Source organism: Halobacterium noricense (genome assembly GCF_021233435.1).
Classification (GTDB): domain Archaea; phylum Halobacteriota; class Halobacteria; order Halobacteriales; family Halobacteriaceae; genus Halobacterium; species Halobacterium noricense.
Map to the genome: position 1 here is coordinate 699,072 of NZ_CP089468.1, position 18,048 is coordinate 717,119.

At 66.4% G+C, this 18,048-nt stretch carries 16 protein-coding genes and 1 pseudogene; 7 read left to right on the forward strand and 10 right to left on the reverse strand.

The annotated features are described in order from the left end of the window. Entirely contained in the window at nucleotides 1–909 is a 909-nt protein-coding gene (locus LT974_RS03920) for an ABC transporter ATP-binding protein (RefSeq protein WP_232589359.1), read from the reverse strand. A gap of 115 nt (nucleotides 910–1,024) precedes the next feature. Between LT974_RS03920 and LT974_RS03925 the strand changes: the two are divergent. Continuing rightward, nucleotides 1,025–1,271, forward strand: a pseudogene (locus tag LT974_RS03925) (SDR family oxidoreductase); the annotation flags it as partial. 6 nt (nucleotides 1,272–1,277) lie between these two features. Here LT974_RS03925 and LT974_RS03930 read toward each other — a convergent pair. Beyond that, on the reverse strand, nucleotides 1,278–5,321 hold the full coding sequence (locus LT974_RS03930) for a DNA polymerase domain-containing protein (RefSeq protein WP_232589360.1): 4,044 nt from the start codon (nucleotides 5,319–5,321) through the stop codon (nucleotides 1,278–1,280). A gap of 104 nt (nucleotides 5,322–5,425) precedes the next feature. Between LT974_RS03930 and LT974_RS03935 the strand changes: the two genes are divergently transcribed. Genes LT974_RS03935 through LT974_RS03945 form a run of 3 tightly spaced genes read left to right on the forward strand, consistent with a single transcriptional unit; the run spans nucleotide 5,426 to nucleotide 6,466 of the window. Further along, nucleotides 5,426–5,620, forward strand: a complete 195-nt coding sequence (locus LT974_RS03935; RefSeq protein ID WP_232589361.1) for a DUF7331 family protein — start codon at nucleotides 5,426–5,428, stop codon at nucleotides 5,618–5,620. A gap of 39 nt (nucleotides 5,621–5,659) precedes the next feature. Continuing rightward, a complete protein-coding gene (locus tag LT974_RS03940; RefSeq protein ID WP_232589362.1) occupies nucleotides 5,660–5,998 on the forward strand; it encodes a DUF7322 domain-containing protein in 339 nt (112 codons plus the stop codon). A gap of 42 nt (nucleotides 5,999–6,040) precedes the next feature. Next, the gene (locus LT974_RS03945; protein WP_232589363.1) at nucleotides 6,041–6,466 is read left to right on the forward strand and encodes a DUF7346 family protein; all 426 of its coding nucleotides are present in this window, start codon (nucleotides 6,041–6,043) and stop codon (nucleotides 6,464–6,466) included. Here LT974_RS03945 and rad50 read toward each other — a convergent pair. The 3 genes from rad50 to LT974_RS03960 form a co-directional block, all read right to left on the reverse strand. Continuing rightward, nucleotides 6,463–9,126 carry a DNA double-strand break repair ATPase Rad50 gene (rad50, locus tag LT974_RS03950; RefSeq protein WP_232589364.1) on the reverse strand — a complete coding sequence of 888 codons (2,664 nt, stop codon included), beginning with the start codon at nucleotides 9,124–9,126 and terminating at the stop codon, nucleotides 6,463–6,465. The two genes, LT974_RS03945 and rad50, sit on opposite strands and share 4 nt — an antisense overlap. Further along, nucleotides 9,123–10,283, reverse strand: coding sequence for a DNA double-strand break repair protein Mre11 (gene mre11 / locus LT974_RS03955; RefSeq protein ID WP_232589365.1), 1,161 nt, complete (start codon nucleotides 10,281–10,283; stop codon nucleotides 9,123–9,125). Before mre11 ends, rad50 begins: the two co-directional genes overlap by 4 nt. 376 nt (nucleotides 10,284–10,659) lie before the next feature. Next, nucleotides 10,660–10,902 carry a MarR family transcriptional regulator gene (locus LT974_RS03960; protein ID WP_232589366.1) on the reverse strand — a complete coding sequence of 81 codons (243 nt, stop codon included), beginning with the start codon at nucleotides 10,900–10,902 and terminating at the stop codon, nucleotides 10,660–10,662. Between the two features lie 123 nt (nucleotides 10,903–11,025). Here LT974_RS03960 and pan1 point away from each other — a divergent pair, with 123 nt between their 5' ends. Next, nucleotides 11,026–12,240: a proteasome-activating nucleotidase Pan1 gene (gene pan1 / locus LT974_RS03965; protein ID WP_232589367.1), complete on the forward strand. Its 1,215-nt coding sequence runs from the start codon at nucleotides 11,026–11,028 to the stop codon at nucleotides 12,238–12,240. 91 nt (nucleotides 12,241–12,331) lie between these two features. On the opposite strand, the gene LT974_RS03970 is transcribed toward pan1, so the two are convergent. Continuing rightward, on the reverse strand, nucleotides 12,332–12,469 hold the full coding sequence (locus LT974_RS03970; protein ID WP_232589368.1) for a hypothetical protein: 138 nt from the start codon (nucleotides 12,467–12,469) through the stop codon (nucleotides 12,332–12,334). A 38-nt stretch (nucleotides 12,470–12,507) separates the two neighbouring features. Further along, on the reverse strand, nucleotides 12,508–12,702 hold the full coding sequence (locus tag LT974_RS03975; protein WP_232589369.1) for a DUF5800 family protein: 195 nt from the start codon (nucleotides 12,700–12,702) through the stop codon (nucleotides 12,508–12,510). Between the two features lie 96 nt (nucleotides 12,703–12,798). Here LT974_RS03975 and LT974_RS03980 point away from each other — a divergent pair, with 96 nt between their 5' ends. Beyond that, the gene (locus LT974_RS03980) at nucleotides 12,799–13,644 is read left to right on the forward strand and encodes a polymer-forming cytoskeletal protein (RefSeq protein ID WP_232589370.1); all 846 of its coding nucleotides are present in this window, start codon (nucleotides 12,799–12,801) and stop codon (nucleotides 13,642–13,644) included. A gap of 356 nt (nucleotides 13,645–14,000) precedes the next feature. Here LT974_RS03980 and LT974_RS03985 read toward each other — a convergent pair whose 3' ends face one another. Continuing rightward, entirely contained in the window at nucleotides 14,001–15,059 is a 1,059-nt protein-coding gene (locus tag LT974_RS03985; protein WP_232589371.1) for a CNNM domain-containing protein, read from the reverse strand. Between the two features lie 90 nt (nucleotides 15,060–15,149). On the opposite strand from LT974_RS03985, the gene LT974_RS03990 reads away from it, so the two are divergent. Further along, nucleotides 15,150–16,331 carry a redox-regulated ATPase YchF gene (locus LT974_RS03990; protein WP_232589372.1) on the forward strand — a complete coding sequence of 394 codons (1,182 nt, stop codon included), beginning with the start codon at nucleotides 15,150–15,152 and terminating at the stop codon, nucleotides 16,329–16,331. Here the strand turns inward: LT974_RS03990 and LT974_RS03995 are convergent, their stop codons facing one another. Together LT974_RS03995 and LT974_RS04000 are read right to left on the reverse strand one after the other, a co-directional pair. Beyond that, nucleotides 16,332–17,108 carry a class I SAM-dependent methyltransferase gene (locus LT974_RS03995; RefSeq protein WP_232589373.1) on the reverse strand — a complete coding sequence of 259 codons (777 nt, stop codon included), beginning with the start codon at nucleotides 17,106–17,108 and terminating at the stop codon, nucleotides 16,332–16,334. Nucleotides 17,109–17,162: 54 nt separating this feature from the next. Continuing rightward, entirely contained in the window at nucleotides 17,163–18,014 is an 852-nt protein-coding gene (locus LT974_RS04000) for a UbiA family prenyltransferase (protein WP_232589375.1), read from the reverse strand. Nucleotides 18,015–18,048: the final 34 nt, after the last annotated feature.

Here is an 18,048-nt window from a genome sequence, read left to right on the forward strand (position 1 = left end):
TTACGCGGTCTCGTAGACCTGCTCGCGCACCCAGTCGTACCCCTTGTCTTCGAGCTTCTCGGCGAGCTCGGCGTCCCCTTCCATGACGACTTCGCCGTCGAGCATGATGTGGACGCGGTCGGGTTCGACGTAGTCGAGGATGCGCTGGTAGTGGGTGATCTGGAGGATACCCGTGTCCTGTTCGTCGCGCAGCGCGTTGATGCCCTTCGCGACGTCCTGCAGGCGGTCGATGTCGAGGCCGGAGTCGATCTCGTCGAGCACGGCGATCGACGGTTCGAGGATGGCGGCCTGGAGGACCTCGTTCTGCTTCTTCTCGCCGCCGGAGAAGCCGGCGTTGAGGTAGCGCGTCGCGAACGACTCGTCCATGTCCAGGGCCTCCATCTTCTCGGAGAGGAGTTCCTGGAACTCCGCGACGCCGACTTCGCCTTCGTCGGCGGGGCCCTCCATCGGGGAGGTCTCGTAGCCCTCGTCGTCTTCCTCGGCTTCCTCGTCCTCGCCGAAGAGGAGTTCGTCGCGCTCTTCGAGCTTCGCGTTGAGCGCGGTACGGAGGAAGTTCACGAGCGTGACGCCCTCGATTTCGGCGGGGTACTGGAAGCCGAGGTAGATGCCGAGCGCGGCGCGCTCGTTCGGCTCCAGTTCGAGGAGGTCCCACGTCCGTGCGCCTTCCGGAACCTCGTCGACGTCGTCGAAGTCGTCCTCGTCGAGGTGGAGGAGGACTTCACCCTCGGTGACGTCGTAGGCCGGGTGACCGGCGATGATCTTCGAGGTGGTCGACTTCCCCGAGCCGTTCGGGCCCATCAGGGCGTGGATTTCGCCGGACGGGATTTCGATGTCGACGCCTTTGAGAATCTGCTCTCCGCCCTCTTCTGCGACTTTCGCGTGTACGTTTTTGAGTTCGAGCGTAGCCATTGCCTCAGTCGTCTGTAGGGAGGGGCGTGGGACGCATAACGGTTACGGAATTCACGGGTTCCGGTTCGCGTTTGCGAAAAAACTGTTTTCGTTTGGGAAAACCTAAACCCCGAATGCGGACCAGTACCCGCAGCCGGCGAACCCCGTCTACGCCGCGACGAAGTGGTGGCTACGGGAGTTTGCGCACAGTCGCGTACGGCGACGACGGCGTCGCCGTCACCGCCGTCAACCCCACGGAGGTTCGCACGGAGTTCGGCAGCGAAGATGGCGACGCCTTCGAGGGGGTGTTCGAGCCCGGCGAAGTCACGGAACCGGTCGAAATCGCGGAAACCATCGCGTTCGCGGCGCGCCAGGACGCGCCCCACTGCTCACATGAAATTTCCGAGCCCAGTCTGGGTCTGCCCGCTCTTGACCTCGTCCCAGGAGATGTCCAGCGCTTCGAGGATGCGCTCGATGGGACCCTTGAGGGTCTTGTCGAGCATCACGTCGTAGTCGATTTCGAACGACTCGGGAATCTGGTCGGCGTACTCGTAGCAGATGACGTCGTGGTCGGTCTTGAACTCCACGTACAGCGGGTCGTCGCGGATGTCCGGGTTCTCGCCCTCCAACTCGCGGAAGAACTCCGGATGCACCTTCTGCAGGTAGACGCGCTTGGGTTTGGAGCCGCGCTGAAAGTTCGTGCCGAGCAGGAGGTTCGCGTACTTCGCGCCCCGGACCTGCGCGGTGTCCGTGTCGTAGTTGTTCAGGCGCTTGCCGATGCCACCCGGGATGCCGATGTCGTCAAGGTCGACGTCCCCATCCTGGTACTCCTCGATGACGTCGTGGACGTACTCCTCGACGGCGTCGACGTCGCCCTCCTTGACGATGAGTTCGATGACGCGCTTCTGCACGCGCTTCGTGATGGGCGCGATGTCCGAGCGCTGGTACTCGAAGCCCGTGATGTCGATGTCGTCGACGTCCTTGCCCTCCTTCCAGACGATGTGGCCGGCGTAGCGCTTCTTCTTGCCCGCCTGGAAGAACCGCCGGTAGAGCTTCTCGAACTCGATCTGGAAGCGGTGCTCGTCGGCGTTCAGTTCCCCGCTGGCGAACTCGTCGTAGGCCCCGTTGATGTGGTCCTCGATGTCGAAGGACTCCTCGATGGCCTCCTCCGTGGTGACGTCGCCACCGAGTTCCAGCATCACGGAGTCGGTGTTGTGCAGGACGATTCCGCCGACTGCGTCGACGAAGTTGTCGTTCTCCGCGACGCTGAGGTCGTACACGTAGCCGTCGTGTTCGGCTTCGCTGACGACCGGGTCGCGGCCTGACCGGTAGTAGTCGCAGGTCCGAATCGTGTACGAGTCCTTCTCGTCCCTGTATTTGAGTGAGTGCTTCTCTCCGCGTTGTGTGAGCAGCATCGACAGTCCGGCAGCCAGTTCCCGGCTCGTCGTCTCGAAGTCGAAGTTCCGCTCGCAGTACTCGTCGCTGTAGCGTGGGAACTTCCTCGACCCGTCTCCCTCCACGAGAACGTCGAGGAACAACTCCTGGAGGTCGTCGTCGAGGTGGTAGATGAACGACGGGATGCGCTTCTCGCGTGACGTCTGTCCGGCGAACTCCCGGAAGAACACTGCCGAGAGTTCGTTCATCATCTGGAGTTTCTGCGTCGTGTCGTCGTACGACACCTCACTCTCGCCGTCCGCGATGCTGTATCCAACTGTTCGTTCGTTGCTCGAATCGCTCTCGATCACGCTAACTGTCGCGTTCTCGAACAGCCTGTCGTAGTCTTCCTGCAGCCCTTCGAGCCAGGGACGCCGGGATTCGGCGATGCTCGCTCCGAACTTCGATTCGGCGGTCTCCGTTGTCGTGGCGCTTCCCTCGGTGACGTACGCAGCGAGGAGCCGGACCAGTGCCCGACCGTCCTCGCTGTGCAGGTCGACGTGGCGCTTGACCTTGATCGTGGAGTCAAGGCTGCCGTGGTGCTCGTGGCCAAACCAGACGTACTCGTCGTCGGCGTGGACGCGTTTCACTTTCTGCTCGGCGTCGGCCGACCCGACGCTACGGCCGTCCTCGTAGGTCCGCGTGTACCCCGACAGCACCTCGTACACGTCGAGCTCGGATACTTCCGCAACGTCCGCAAATCCGGGGATACGGAGCGGCTCCGAGACGTCTTCCGGCGACGCCTCCACGTATTCGTTCCCGTCCTCGACGACGTACGAATGGTCGCGCGTGGTCGTGGACTCACCGAACTTGTGCTGGAGGTTCACGACCGGCTTGTCCGTTTCGTGGCGAATCGCCTGCTGAATCGGCTGCCACTCCGGTTCGCCGTCGTCGCTCAGTGACAGGGCGTCCCAACCGTCGAGTGACCGCCTCGTCTTTCCAGGTGTTGCACTCGCGACGACACCCCCGTCCGCCGCGATGAGGACTTCGGTCTCCGTCTCGCCGCGCTCGAAGAGGTCTTCGATAGGGAGAATGCGGATGCGTCCGTTCGGGTCCCGCGAGACGACCGGCCGGTCGCCGGTGACGCTATCCCCGTACGCGACCTCGTGGCCGACCTCGTTGGCGGCTTCCTCCGTGAACGAGATGACTTCCCGGCCCGTCGCGGTGACCGCCGCGCCCATCTCCTTGTCGTAGAGGCGGAAGCGCTCCCAGCCCAGCACGCCGTAGAGGCTGTTCATGATGACTTTGACTGCGGCCTGCTGGCGGTCGTAGCGGTCGTAGTCCTCGCTCTCCGGGTCGTGCTCGTTGCGGGCGGCCTTCTTCTGCTCGCGCTCAGCGAGCGTCTCGTCGATGATTTCGCGGATGATGCCGTCCGGCTCCTTCCGGAAGTGCGTCCCGTTGGGCGCGCGGTACGTCTCCCCGCTGTAGCTGTCGGGGTCGACTTTCGTCTCCGGTGACGCGTTCGTCGTCACCATGCACATCGGGTAGAGGCTCTTCAGGTCGAGCACGGTGACGTTCTCGCGGACGCCCGTAATCGGGTCGAACACCGCGCCGCCCTCGTAGTCCTCGGACTCCTGCTGGCCCTTCGACGGCAGCACGAACCGGCCGTACGCCTTGTGCAGGATGTACACGTCCACCGCGTCCCCGGGCGTGGTGGCGTCTTCGAGCTTGCAGCCGACGAACTCCGCGACTTCCTTCCAGAACGGGACGATGTTCTGCTTGCGGTCGATTTCCACGCAGAGCTCCACGTCCCTGACGTTGTACTCCAGCAGGCGCTCGGGGTCGTTCTCCCAGAGGTCGCCGATGTCGCCCGTGTAGCGCTCCTTGCCGGCGTCCAACTCCTTCTCGCCGACCGCGTCCAGCCGGTAGGAGTCCAACTCGGAGCGCTGCATCCGCTGGTAGCCGTACAGCAGGTCGAAGACGACCCGCCCCTTCACGTTCGGACCGCCCCAGCCCGACGTCCAGACCTCGTCCACGCGCGAGAGCCTGTCCGAATCGAGGTCGTGGTCCGTGTACGGGTCGAGTTCGTCCAGCCGGTCGATGTAGTAGGGGGCGTCGAAGTCGTCGAAATTCCACCCCGTCGTGACGTCCGGGTCCGTCTCCTCGATGTAGTCGACGAACGCCTCGTGCATCGCCTCCTCCGTGTCGAACGCCCGGACTTCGAGGTCCGCGTTCTCGTCCATCAGATCGTGATCGACGAGTTCGTCGGGTGAGGGCGCGGTCGCGTCCGGTGCCTCGTAGAGCCACGCGATGTACTCGTCGTCGTAGGAGTCATGGCTCGTCAGGCACAGTATCGGTTCCTCGCCCTCCTCGGGGAAGCCGGAGCGGTCGTCGACCTCGATGTCGAAGGTGTTGACGCGGACGTCGGCGTCGACCTCGCAAGTCTCGATTTCGTCGTGGTGGACGTAGACCGCGCCGTCGTCGGCGCGGCGCTCGGGTACGCGCATGCCGCTGGTGACGTCCTTGTCGATGAGCAGGCGGTTCGGGAACAGGATGTCCGCCTCGTAGTGCTCGAAGCGGTCCCGGACGTTCCCGACGTCGCGGGGCGTGCGCCCGAAAATCTTCGTGAGTTTCTCGCCACGGATGGACTCGTAGGGGTCGCCGTTCTCGTCGGTCTCCTCGGAGCCCGTGATGGCGTCCTGCGCGAGGTCGTCCTCGTCGATGCTGTCCGTTGGCGCGTAGAAGTACGGCCGGAACCCGTGGACGCGGACGTGCTCGGCGGTGTTGTCGGCGGTGCGGCCGAACACGTGGACGACGGGGCGCTCGCGGTCGCCGTCGCCCTCGACGGTGTAGTCGACCTGCGTGACCATCAGTTCGGCGTCGCCGTCGGCGTCCGGGAGCGCGTCGGCTTCTGCGGAGACGATTTCGTTCACGACGGGGTCGCCGTCCCCCGCGACGACTTCCGCTTCCGCGCGGACCGTGTCGTCGGGGACGTCCGCCGCATCGCCGTCGGCATCGCTCCCCTCGTGTATGAACTCGGAGAGGTCCGTGTCTTCCATTACGTCATCGTTCGGTCCTGTCGCCTAAAAACTCGCCCTTCCGCGCGGCGAAATCGGCCACCGGGAGAAGGCTTATACTGTGCTACTTCTTACCACGGGACGAGGTGACAGACGTGACTGACCACGCAGCGGGCGACACGCACCGCCACAACGACGTCCCACAGCTGCCCGAGGGCGAGGAGGTCCGAGACTCCGTGGAGTCCTACGACACAGAGGACGGCGTCGTGTTCTACGACGCCGACAATCCGCTCGCGTGGCTCAAAGCGACGAACGCCGTGTCGCTGGGCGACGTGCTCTGATAGGCAACGCTTTTCCACCGACGCCGCCCTTCTCCGAGCGTGTTCGACGAAGAGGACGCGGACGGCGACCACGACTTCCTCGACGACGAACCCAGCGACGCCGAGCAGGAGCTCGCGCCCGAGGTCGACGTTCCGTCCGTCGACGCGCCCGAGATTCCGGACGGCTCGGACGCGCCCGCGGGCCTCCGCCGGCGGTTCTGGACGCTCGTCGCCACGTTCAACGTCGCGCTGCTCGCCGTCAGCCTCGGCCTGATGTTCGTCGCGTTCCGCGGCCGCTGGCAGTACGGCGGCCTCGCGGTCGTTCTCGGACTCGTGCTGTTCGCGTTCGGCTACTGGCGCTACCAGCGCTACACCGGTGACGAAACAAACGACGAGTGATGCCCCGGAAGGCCTAACGCCACGCGCCCGCTCGTTTCTCACATGCGTACGGTTCGCGACGACGACGGCCACCACTACCTCCTCCTCAAGCAGAGCAGCGACAGCAGCCTCGTCCGCGACCCCGAGACCGGCGACGAGCGCCACGTCCCGAACGACGACCTCGAACCCGCGGACGGCGACGCGCCACTCGACGCACTCGCGACCGCTGTCCCCGAGCCCGCGCGCCGCGTCGCCACCGCCTGCCACGACGACTGGCTGCTCGGCCTGCTCGTCGACTTGGCGGACCGCGGCCCGCTGGCCGCCCGCGAGATGCTCGGCGCGTACGACACCTGCGAGAGCGACCTGCTCGGCGGCGTCACCGAACTCCGCGCCGCCGGCCTCGTCGACGAAGCGACGGTGAACGGCGAGCGCGGCTACCGGCTCACCGAGACGGGGAGTGACGGTATCGCCGCGCTCCGTCAGAACTAGTCCGCCAGCACTTCCTCGGGGTCGCGCACCACGCGCGACCGGTTCGTTGTCGCGTCCTTCTCCACGCGCACCACGTCGTCGGCGGCGTCCACGAGTTCGTCGTCGTGGCTCACCACGACGATCTGCTCGACGCCCATGCGGCGCATCTGCTCGACCAGTTCGACGAGCTGCGAGACGTGCCCCGAATCGAGGAACACCGTGGGTTCGTCGAGGATGAGCGGCGGGAGCGGCGCTTCGCCGTCGATGCCCTCCGCGAGCAGCCGGTAGATGGCGCAGCGCAGGCTGAGATTGAACAGCGCGCGCTCCCCGCCCGACAGCTGCTCGGGTTCGAGGGGTTCGCCGTCCTTCTGGTAGACGGTGAGTTCGTAGTCCCCCGAGAGTTCGATGCGGGCGTACGAGTCGTTCTGATACACCAGCTCGAACGTCTCGTTCAGCAAGCGCTCCAGTTTCGCGACGTTCTGCTGGCGCAGTTCCGCGCGCAGGTCGCCGTACGTCGACTCCAGTTCGGAGACCTCGTCGTGAATCTCCTGGAGTTCGTCGAGGCGCGCGGCGACCGTCTCGCGCTGGTCGCGCAGCGCTTCCAGTTCCTCGATGGCGTTCTCCGCCGCGCCAATCTGGCCCTGTAGCTCGTCGCGGCGCTCGTGGAGGTCGTCCAGCTTGGGTTCGACCTGTTCGAGGTAGTCCTCGGCGCGCTCCTTGTCCGCCTTCGCCGCCTTGATGCGGTCCTCGTCGAAGTCGGCTTCGAGGCGCTGCTTGCGCTCCCGGAGGTCGCTCAGGCGGTCGCGGCGCTCGCCGTTTCGGTCGTCGAGGCTCGCGCGCTTCTCCGCGAGTTGGTCGGCGGCATCGCGGTGGTCGGCGGCCTCCTCCAGCACGTCCGCGAGGTCGGCCAACCGCTCGATGCGCTCCTTGAGCGTGGACTGTTCGGCGTTCAACTCCGCGAGTTCCTCGCGCTTGGCTTCGGCCTGCTCGCGCTTGCTTTCGGCTTCCTCACGAGCGTCCTCGGCCTCGGCTTCGAGGTCGTCGGCCTGCTCGCGCTTGGCTTCGGCTTCCTCGTGCGCTTCGCTCGCGGCGTCCTCACGGTCCTCGCGGCGCTCGACGGCCAACTCGCGGTTGCGTTCGAGGTCCGCGACCTCGCGCTCGCGCTCCACGAGGCCCTCGGTGCGGTCGATGCGCTCGGTGACGTCCTCGACGTCTGCCTCGATGGTTTCCAGTTCGGCTTCGAGGTCCGCGACGCGCTCGCGGTACTCCTCGACGCTCTCGACGTGCGGCGACCCCTCGATTGGCTGGCCGCACTCCGGGCACTTCCCGGCGTCCAGTAGCTCCTCAGCTTCTTCGACGCGGTCCTCGGCGGACCGGAGGTCCGCGCGCACGCCTTCGCGGCGCTCCCGGAGGTCGTCGAGGTCCGCGTTCAGCGAGTCGAGGTATGCTTCGGCGTTCCCGAATTCGACTGGCGCGTCCTCGAACGCCGCCTTCGCCTCGGCGATTTCCTCGTCCAACTCCTCGATGCGCTCGATGGCTTCCTCGCGCTCTGCGTCGAGTTCCTCGACCTCGCTTTCGAGTTCGTCGGCCGCCTCCCGGAGGTCCGCGGCGCGCGCTTCGAGGTCGTCCGAACGCTCGGCAGCGTTGTCGGCCTGCTGCTTCACGCCGCTCATTTCTTGGCCTGCTTCCTGTGCCTGCTCACTCACGCGGTCCCGCCGTGCGGCGAGTTCCTCGCGCTTCGCTTCCGCGGCCCCTGCGTCCGCCTCGTCCAGTTCGGTCTCCGCGACCAAATCGTCGGCCTCGGCTTCGAGGTCGTCGGCCTGCTCGCGGTGCTCGCCGATTTCGTCGGCGAGTTCCTCCCGTTCGCGCTCGGTCTCCGCGATGGCCTCCCGGACGTCGCTAATCGTCTCCGCGACGTCGTCCAGTTCCGCGCGCTTCTCCTCGTAGGCGTCGAGGACGCTCTCGGCGTCCTCGAGCGTCTCGCGGGCGGTCTCGCGCTGGTCCTCGTAGTTCTCGATGTCCTCGGTGACGTCCGCGAGTTCGGACTGCAGACTCGCGAGCATGTCGTGGGGATTTTCGGCTTCCTTGGCCTCGATTTGCTCGTCGAGCTGGTCGAGCTTCCCCGCGACGTTGCTCTTGACGTCCTCCACGCCGAGTCGCGCGTCGCCGGCGCGCTGGCGGTAGTCCTCCAACTTTCCGAGCTGGAGCAGGTCGTCGAGCATGTCCTGGCGCGTGCTCGGCGACGCGTTGATGAGCTTGTTCACCTCGCCCTGCCGGACGTACGCGCAGTTCACGAACGCCTCCGCGTCCATCCGCAGCAGGTCGCCGACGTACTCCTCGACGTCGGTGACGCCGTCGATGCTCCCCGAGGGCGTTTCGAGCGTGCAGTCCGGCGTCGAGGCGCGTTCGCCCGTGTTCCGGACGCGGCGGTGGACGTGGTAGTCGTTGCCCGCGTGCGTGAACCAGAGGTCGATTTCGGCTTCCTCCGCGCCGATGGTGACGATTTCGTCGAGCGTCTTGTCGAGGGCGCTCGCGCCGTACAGCGCGAAGAAGCAGGCCTCTAGGAGGCTGGACTTCCCGCTGCCGTTCAGCCCGTGGATGACCGTGACCCCGCGGTCGAGGCGCACGTCCGCGTCCTCGTAGCACTTGAAGTTCCGTAGGGAGACGCGCGTGAATCTCACGAGAAGTCCTCCATGGTCGTCGCCTGCGCTTGCTCGGCCGGTTCGTCGTCGCTTGCGGTACTCGCCTCGCCGTCCAGTACGTCCTCGACGCGCTGTTTCACGCGCTCGCGGACGTTCGAATCCGCGAGGTCCCCGTCGCGGACCGTGTCGTCGATGTCGAGGCTCGCCTCCCGAAGCCCGAGGTCGCGGACGCGCTCGCGGACGGCCTCGTCGGGGTCCGCGAACGACACCTCGACCTCCTCGTCGGTCTCGACCTCGCGGCGGTCGTTCACGCGCGTGAGCAGCGCGCCGCGCTCGTCGCCGAAGCGCTCGACGTCGGCGGGCGTCACGGTGTCGCCGTCGCCCTCCACGGTGACCACGACGACGGCATCCTCTACGTCGCGCTCGCGGAGGCGCTCGCGGACGTACTCGGTGCCGTCCTCTGACCCGAGGTCGACGTCTACGAACACGAAGTCCCGGGTCTCGATGCCCTTCCGGGAGATGGCGACGTCGCCGTCGTCGAACTCCACGACGTTGTAGCCGCGTGGGTCGCGCTCGCTGGCGCTCGCGCGCTCCGTCGAGCCGCAGTACGTGACCCACGTGTCGCCGACCTGCGCGGTGTCGGCGGCGTGGTTGTCGCCGAGGAGCACCGCGTCGAAGTCGACGTTCGACTCGCCGAGCACGGAGTCGAGGTTCCAGTTGGCGTGCGCGAACGGCGTGAACAGGCCGTGGGAGACGAGCGCGGTGTGTTCGGCCTCGGATTCGACGAATTCGTAGTCGAGGTCGGGGCGCTTCGACTCGGGGACGTAGTCGAGGCCGTAGAACGTGGTGTCGTCGACGCGGCGACCGGTCTCGTCGAGGCGCTCGGCGAGCCCCAGCGTCTCGAAGAGGTCGAGCCACTGGGCGTCCCGCGTGCCCTCGTGGTTGCCGACGATGGCGAGGAACGGGATGTCGGCCTCGCGCAGCGGCCGCAGCACGTCGATGGTGCCGAGGATGTCGCGGAGACCGGGACGCCGGTCGTGGTAGAGGTCGCCGGCGTGGACGACGGCGTCCACGTCCGCCGCGACGGCGTCCTCGACGACCGATTCGAAGGCGTCGAGGAAGTCCTGCCGGCGCTCGGGGGAGTGGTACTGGCGGTAGCCGAGGTGGGTGTCCCCCGTGTGGATGACGCGAACCATTACTGTGGGGATGTAGCGCTACGCCGGATAAAGGTTCGGCGCTTCTGCGGGGTGGGTAGGTGATTACCGGACTGAAGACGGTGACGATGTCATTTGCGAAAGCCCCCTCCCGCTCGCGGGCTGTGCCTCGCTGTGCTCCTCGGTCTTCGGCCTGCGGTGCTTGTGTCGGCTCGCTCCGTGAGCGGTCGGCCTAACGAGACGCATGGCGTCTCGTTGGCTATCGGACGACCTGTGGTCGTCCGAGAACCCCTTTCGATTTCCTAGTGCGAGAGCGGTTGAGCGTCCGGCTTTCGCGTGACTAGACAGGACTTTTGCGGACAAAACACAGGGTCCACCGCGGGTGGCTGGCGCAGCAGGATGGACGGACGAGCCCGAATCAGGCGAGCGTGTAGATGCGCTTGCGGGCGTCCGAGAACGAGAACCGGGACTCGACGACGTCCTGTTCTTCGAGGCGGGTGAGCGCGTACCGGACGGTACGGGCGGGTAGCAGCGTCTCGTCGGCGAGTTCGCTCTGCGTGAGGGAGTCGTTGTATTCGAGGACTTTCGCGACGAGCTTCGCGCTCGGCGGGAGGTCTTCGAGTGCTTCGACGGTCTCCGTGTCTTTGGCGGTGGCGCTCATACCCACCCATTCCGGATGCAGTTAGATAATGGTTTCGCTATCGAAAATGCACATCGGTTATCCTGGACGCGAGGTGTTGGGCCACCCGAAGCCTCTTATGAACTAACACCCTACCCAGTGGTGATGACTGAGACCGCAGAGGACGCCGAGCTGCCCTACGACGACGGCGCTTCTCTCCAGGAGAAAATCGAGGCCCTCGAGGAGCAGCTCTCCGCCCTCGAGGACGAGAACGAGGAGATGCGGGACCGCCTGCTCGACGCCAACGCCGAGAACAACAAGTACCAGCAGAAGCTCGAACGGCTCTCCCACGAGAACAAGAAGCTCAAGCAGTCGCCGCTGTTCGTGGCCACCGTCCAGGAACTCAACGACGACGGTGCCATCATCAAACAGCACGGCAACAACCAGGAGGCGCTCACCGAGGTCACCGACGATCTCCGCGACGACCTCGAACCCGGCGCCCGGGTCGCTGTCAACAACTCCCTCTCCATCGTCGAACGCCTCGACGACGAGGCCGACGTCCGCGCCCGCGTCATGGAAGTCGACGAGTCCCCCGAGGTCGGCTACGAGGACATCGGCGGGCTCGACGAGCAGCTCCGCGAGGTCCGCGAAACCGTCGAACTCCCGATGAAGGAGCCCGAGATGTTCGACACCGTCGGCATCGACCCGCCCAGCGGCGTGCTCCTCCACGGGCCGCCGGGCACCGGGAAGACGCTGATGGCGAAGGCCGTCGCGAACCAGACGGACGCGACGTTCATCAAGATGGCCGGCAGCGAACTCGTCCACAAGTTCATCGGCGAGGGCGCGAAGCTCGTCCGCGACCTCTTCCAGGTCGCCCGCGACCACGAGCCCGCCGTCGTCTTCATCGACGAAATCGACGCCATCGCCTCGAAGCGCACGGACTCGAAGACCAGCGGGGACGCCGAGGTGCAGCGGACGATGATGCAGCTCCTGAGCGAGATGGACGGCTTCGACGAGCGCGGCGATATCCGCATCATCGCCGCGACCAACCGCTTCGACATGCTCGACCGCGCCATCCTCCGCCCGGGCCGGTTCGACCGCCTCATCGAGGTACCGAACCCCGACGAGACCGGCCGCGAGAAAATCTTCCGCATCCACACGCGGAGCATGAACCTCGCCGAGGACGTGGACTTCACGCGCCTCGCCGCCGAGACCGACGCCAAGTCCGGCGCGGACGTCGCCGCCATCTGCACGGAAGCCGGGATGTTCGCTATCCGCGACGACCGCGAGGAGATCACGATGCAGGACTTCGAGAACGCGCTGGAGAAGCTCGAACAGGACACCGACGCCAGCGCCGAACCCACGCGCACCTTCGCGTAACGCCTCTACTCCCGTCCTCTCCGGTTCGACGCTACGTAGCCGCCGCTTCCCTGATTTTTGCACGACGAGAATAGCGTGCGCTAGCTCCCGCTCACAGCGCCATGAAGACGGCGTACGGCACGAGGAACAACAAAATAGTCATCGCGAGCAGGACGAGCCCGTAGCTCGCGAACGTGGACAACGCCGTCACCCAGGACGGATGGTCGAAGTCGGAGAGCACTGCGGTCATACCCGTCGATTGCCGCGCTCCAACCTAAACGTTCGCGTCTAGACGATGTCGCCGATGCGCCGGGGCTCCCCGGAGAGCGCAGGGTCGCGCTCCACGAGCTTGAGCACTTCGTGGTCGGTGACCTCGTGGTAGTCCTTGTCGGTGGCTTCCTCGATGAGTTCGCGCTCCATGCGGAATTCGGTGCCTTCGTAGACGACGTCGACGCCGTCGTCTTCGAACGAGAGCGTAGTCATACCGCCGAGTAGGTGACGACCCGACAAAAGCCCGCCGTCCGACGGTTGGCGTGCGTTCTCGCGGGGTTTATTGGCGTGCGGGGTGATTGGACGGGTGTGCTCGGCCCGAACCCGATAGACGAACTCGTCGTGCCCGACGACACCACCGTCCAAGAACACGACGTCGTGGTGGACGGCGACGTGCTGGTCGGCGGCCAATCCACGGTCGAACTCGGGGTTCGTGGCCACAGCGTGATTGCGGGCGAACGCGTCTCATTCGCCGGCGACATCGAGGCCGACGGCGACTGCCGGCTGGACATGTGGTGCGACGTGGACGGGAACGTGCTCGCCAGCGAGGACGCCTACCTCGGCGAGCGCGTCCACATCACGGGCCGGCTGGTCGTCGGCGGCGACCTCGACATCGGCGACGACGTCGACATCGAGGAGGGCTTCGAGGCCTCCGGCTGGATCGTCATCCGGAACCCGATGCCCACCATCACGTTCTTCGTCGTCTACCTCACCCACCTCCTCCAAATCGGCGAGGAGGAGGAAGCCGAGGAGCTCGTCGACCAGTTCGCCGCCAGCGGCGACGCCCAGCCGTTGACGATTCCGCGGTCCGGGAGCGTCTCCGACGACGCGTGGCGCGTCTCCACGCCCGCGACCATCGGCGACGACTGCCGACTACACGGCAACATCCGCGCGACCAGCATCGACGTCGGCGAGGACAACAACATCTTCGGCAGCCTGCGCGCCCAAGACGACGTGAGCGTGGGTTCGGGCACGAAGATTCACGGCGACGTCACCACGCGAAACGGCGACGTTCGCGTCGAATCGGGCGCGGTCGTGCTCGGCGATGTCTCCGGCCACGACGTCCACGTCCACCCCGACGCCGACGTCGACGGCGTCATCCGCGCCCGCGGCGAGATGCACCTCGGCAGCCGCGCGGACCGCGACCCGGAGTAGCTCAATATCACGGTCAACAAAGTTAAATCGCATTCTGGGCGATGTACGGGTGAGATGAACGAAAAAGCGCTCCAACTCTCACGGAAGTTCCAGCAAGAGTACCACGGAGAGTACGTCGCCATGGGGCGCGCGGAATCTGTCGACTCGAACTGAGTTTCTACGTCATTCGACCGTCGTCCGTGTCTTCTCCGAGCTCTCGGGCATAGTGTAGCGTCTGTCGAAGTTGGTCGTCCGAGGGTGAAATGCCGAATGCTGGGCATCGATGTGGTCCCGATACGAGTGCGGTGGCACGGTGGGGATAGCCCGCTGTTCTCATACTATTCTTTCGGTCAGCGCGGTCCCGAATTAGCCGCATCTCACCGGTCGTACTCGCGGTCGAGCGGGTCCTCGATTTCGCCCATCACGGCCTCGAAGGCGTCGGTCGCGGTGAGTAGCCCGACGACCTCGCCGTCGTCGAGCACGAGCGCGAGTTCCTGATTCTCGGCCTGGAACTGGTCGATGGTGTCGCTGACGGTGGTGTCCGCGGCGAGCGTCATCGGCGGCGCGGCGACGTCCACGAACCCGAGGTTGCCGTCCCGAATCTCGTCGAGATGGTCGACGACCGCGGGGACGTAGACGATGCCGTGGAACTCCGCGGGGTCCTCGCCGACGAGCGGGTAGCGCGTGTGCGGCGACGACGTCAGCCGGTGGATGTTCTCTTCGGTCGAGACCGCCGTCGAGAGGAAGACGATGTCGCTGACGTCGACCATCACGTCCGCGACTTCGGTGGTGCCGACGTCGAGCGCGGCGACGACCTCCGAGAGGCGTTCCTCCGAGAGTTCGCCCTGCTGGAGGACGGATTCGACGCGGTTGCGGAGTTGTGCGCGGGTCTCGATGACTTCCTCCTCGGTTTCGAGCCACGCGCCTGTCATCTCCACGCCGAACAGTTTCAGGGTGCCTTTGGCGACGCTGTCGCCGATGCGCATGATGGGGCTGATGAGGCGCGCGAACCAGTACAGCGGCGTCGCGCCGTACTCGCAGACCTGCTTGGAGCGCTCGACGCCGAGGTACGTCGGCGTCTGCTCGCCGTGCGTGAGGTGGAGGAGGTTGATGACGAGGAACGCGAGGACTGCGCCGGCACTCACGGACGCCAGCCACGTTTCGTGGAATACGGGCTCGAAGAGGGCGGCGAGCGCGGGTTCGGCGACGATGCCGACCGCAATAGACGAGGCCGTGATGCCGACCTGACAGCTTGTGAGGTAGATTTCGAGGTCGTGGGTCATCTCCCACGCGCGTTCGAGGGCGGGCGTGTCGAACTCCGACTCGGGGTACTGGCGAACCCGCGTGAGCGCGAACTCGATGGCGACGAAGAAGCCGTTCGCGAGAATCAACGCGAGCCCCGCAACCAGACGGAGCATGACCTCCGGCGTGTTCATCGTCCGGGTGGTTCCGTCGCCCACGGAATATCGCTTGGGGCGGGTCGCCCAACCGAAAGCCATTCTTCGGCGCTCGCGCTACCACGTGGTATGCTCTCTATCGCGCTTGCCGGGAAGCCGAACGCCGGCAAGTCGACGTTCTACACCGCCGCGACGCGCTCGGAGGTGGACGTCGCGAACTACCCGTTCACCACCATCGACGCGAACCGCGGCATCACCCACGTGCGCACGGAGTGCCCGTGTCTCACTCGCGAGGAGCGCTGCGGGAACGAGAACTGCCACGACGGCAAGCGCTACGTCCCCGTCGAACTGCTGGACGTGGCGGGCCTCGTGCCGGGCGCCCACGAGGGGCGTGGGCTCGGCAACCAGTTCCTCGACGAACTCACGAACGCGGACGTCATCGTGAACGTCGTGGACGCCGCGGGCGCGACCGACGAGGAGGGCGAACCCGTGGAGGTTGGCACCCACGACCCCATCGAGGACATCGACTTCATCGAGGAGGAGATGGACCTCTGGCTGGCGGGCATCGTCGACCGCAACTGGGAGACCGTCGAGCGCCAGTCCCGCAGCCCCGGCTTCGACATCGAGGAGGCCGTGACGGACCTGATGACGGGGTTCGGCGCGACCGAGTACGACGTCGCTGCCGTCCTCCGCGGGATGGAGTACTCCGAGGACCCGGTGCAGTGGACCACCGAAGACCGCGAGGCGCTCGCGCGCGGCATCCGCCAGCGCACGAAGCCCATCGTCGTCGTCGCGAACAAAATCGACGTCGCGCCCGCCGAGAACGTCCGGCGCCTGCTCGACCTCGACAAGCCCGTGATACCCGCGACCGCGCAGGGCGAACTCGCGCTCCGCCGCGGCGTCGACGCCGGCTTCGTCGACTACGACCCGGGCGACGAGGACTTCGAGATAACGGGCGAAATCAGCGAGGGCCAGCGCGAAGCCCTCGACGAACTCCGCGAGACGGTGACCGAGTACAGCGGTACGGGCGTCCAGGCGGCGCTGAACCACGCGGTCTACGACCTGCTGGGCATGGTCACCGCCTATCCCGTGCAGGACCAGTCGAAGTGGACCGACGCGAGGGGCAACGTCCTCCCGGACGCGTTCCTCCTAGAGAACGGCTCGACGCCCGTGGACCTCGCGTACGCCGTCCACTCGGACATCGGCGAGGGCTACCTCCACGCGGTGAACGCCAAGACCAACCGCGAGGTCGGTGAGGGTTACGAACTCGAAGAGGGCGACGTCGTCAAAATCGTCTCCACCGCGAAGTAGTCACCCCGAAGCGACGAACACGCCCACGGACCGCTCGACGACGAAGCTACCGTCGCCGATTTGCTCGCGGAACTTCTCTTCCAACTCGAAGGCGTCGGTGCCGTCGAAGCCCGGCAGCGAGAGCAGGGACGCGACCAGCGGCTCGGGCTTCGTAATCTCGAGTTCGTCCTCGAAGTCCCGGCGTTCGACGCTCGCGAACTGCTCTCGGAGTTGGTCGGTGCCGTTCTCCAGCGCGAATCCGCCGTCGGCTGGCCGGCCGCCGAACGCGGCGACCGCGTCGAAGACGGCGGCGAGGTCGTCGATCCCGGTCGTCGCCGCGTACAGCGCCCCGTCGGGCTTGAGCACGCGCCGAATCTCCGAGAGTGCCTGCTCGCGGTCCCCGTCAGCGAGGTGTGAGAGCACGAAGTGGGCGGTGGCGGCGTCGAAAGTGTCGTCCGGGTAGGGGATGTCGCGGGCGTCGACCGAGTCGAAGTCGAACTCGCGGTCGACGTCCTCCAGCGCCTCCATCGCGTCCATCATCATCCCCGCGGAGTTGTCCGTCACGGTGACGTCCCAGCCGGCGGGAATCCGGTCGGCGTTGGCGGTCCAGAGCGCGCCGTGCCCCGAGCCCAGCGAGAGCACGACGGCATCCTCGGCGAGGTCGAACTGGTCGAACAGCCACTCGTGGGGAGAGCGGTCGGCCGTGGCGAACCGCGCGTGCAAGACCTGTCGGGCGGCGAGGTTCGATGCGTCCGCGTACTGGTCGGCGAGCGCGTCCTCGTCCTGCCAGGCGTCCATAGCCGTCCAGACGCCGCCCGCACCCTTCAGCACACCGCTCTCGCCGCGAGCGCGCTACGCGAGCGGCCGAAACCAGACCGCGGCGACCAGCACCGCGAGGAAGACGTAGCAGCCCCGCACGAGCAACATCGTCGCGACGGTTGGCTCGGCGCGTGCCGCGAACCACGCGACGACGGCGAACGCGGCGACTGCGGCGACGGCGCTCGGCGGGAAGACGGCGAGCGCGGCGAGCGCGACCACGCAGGCCATCGCAGCCGCCATCAGACCGTACGCGAGCCGCCGCGCACCGGGCTTCCCGAGTACGACGGCGACGCTGCGCTTGTCGATGGAGCGGTCGTAGTCGTAGTCCTGCGCGTCGTCGACGACCTTCACGCCCGAGAGCAGCACGAGCAACACGCCAGCGAACGCGACTGGGCGGACGGCGAGCGACTGGACTTGCGCGTAGTAGCCGCCGATGAGCGCGATGGAGATGCCGAGGGGGTAGCCCGTCGTCGTCGTGACGGGGTTCGTGTCAAGTTGGGGCGCGTGGTGGTATCCGACGAGCCACGCGGGCACGGCGAGCGCGGCCGCACCGGGGCCGACGAGCCACCAGAGGCCGGCGACGCAGGCGAAAAACGACAGCGACGCACCGCGGATGGCGAGCCGGCAGCCGTCCGGAGTGAGCGGGTGGTCGTCGTCCTCGCCGCGCACGTGGAAGTCCACGTAGCCGTCCTTGACGTGGGCGGTGTAGACGGCGAAGAACATCGCGGCGAGGTGGACGCTCGCGACGGTCAGCGAAAACTCGCCCGCGAGCACGGCCCCGAATCCGGCCGCGGCCAGCGGCGGCAGCATGAACACCGGGTGGACCTGCGACGCGAGCGCCGCGGCGGTCGCGCGGCCTCCACTCCCGTGTCGAGTGGTGTGCATACACATAACATAGTTCGCGGGCGGCATAACTGTC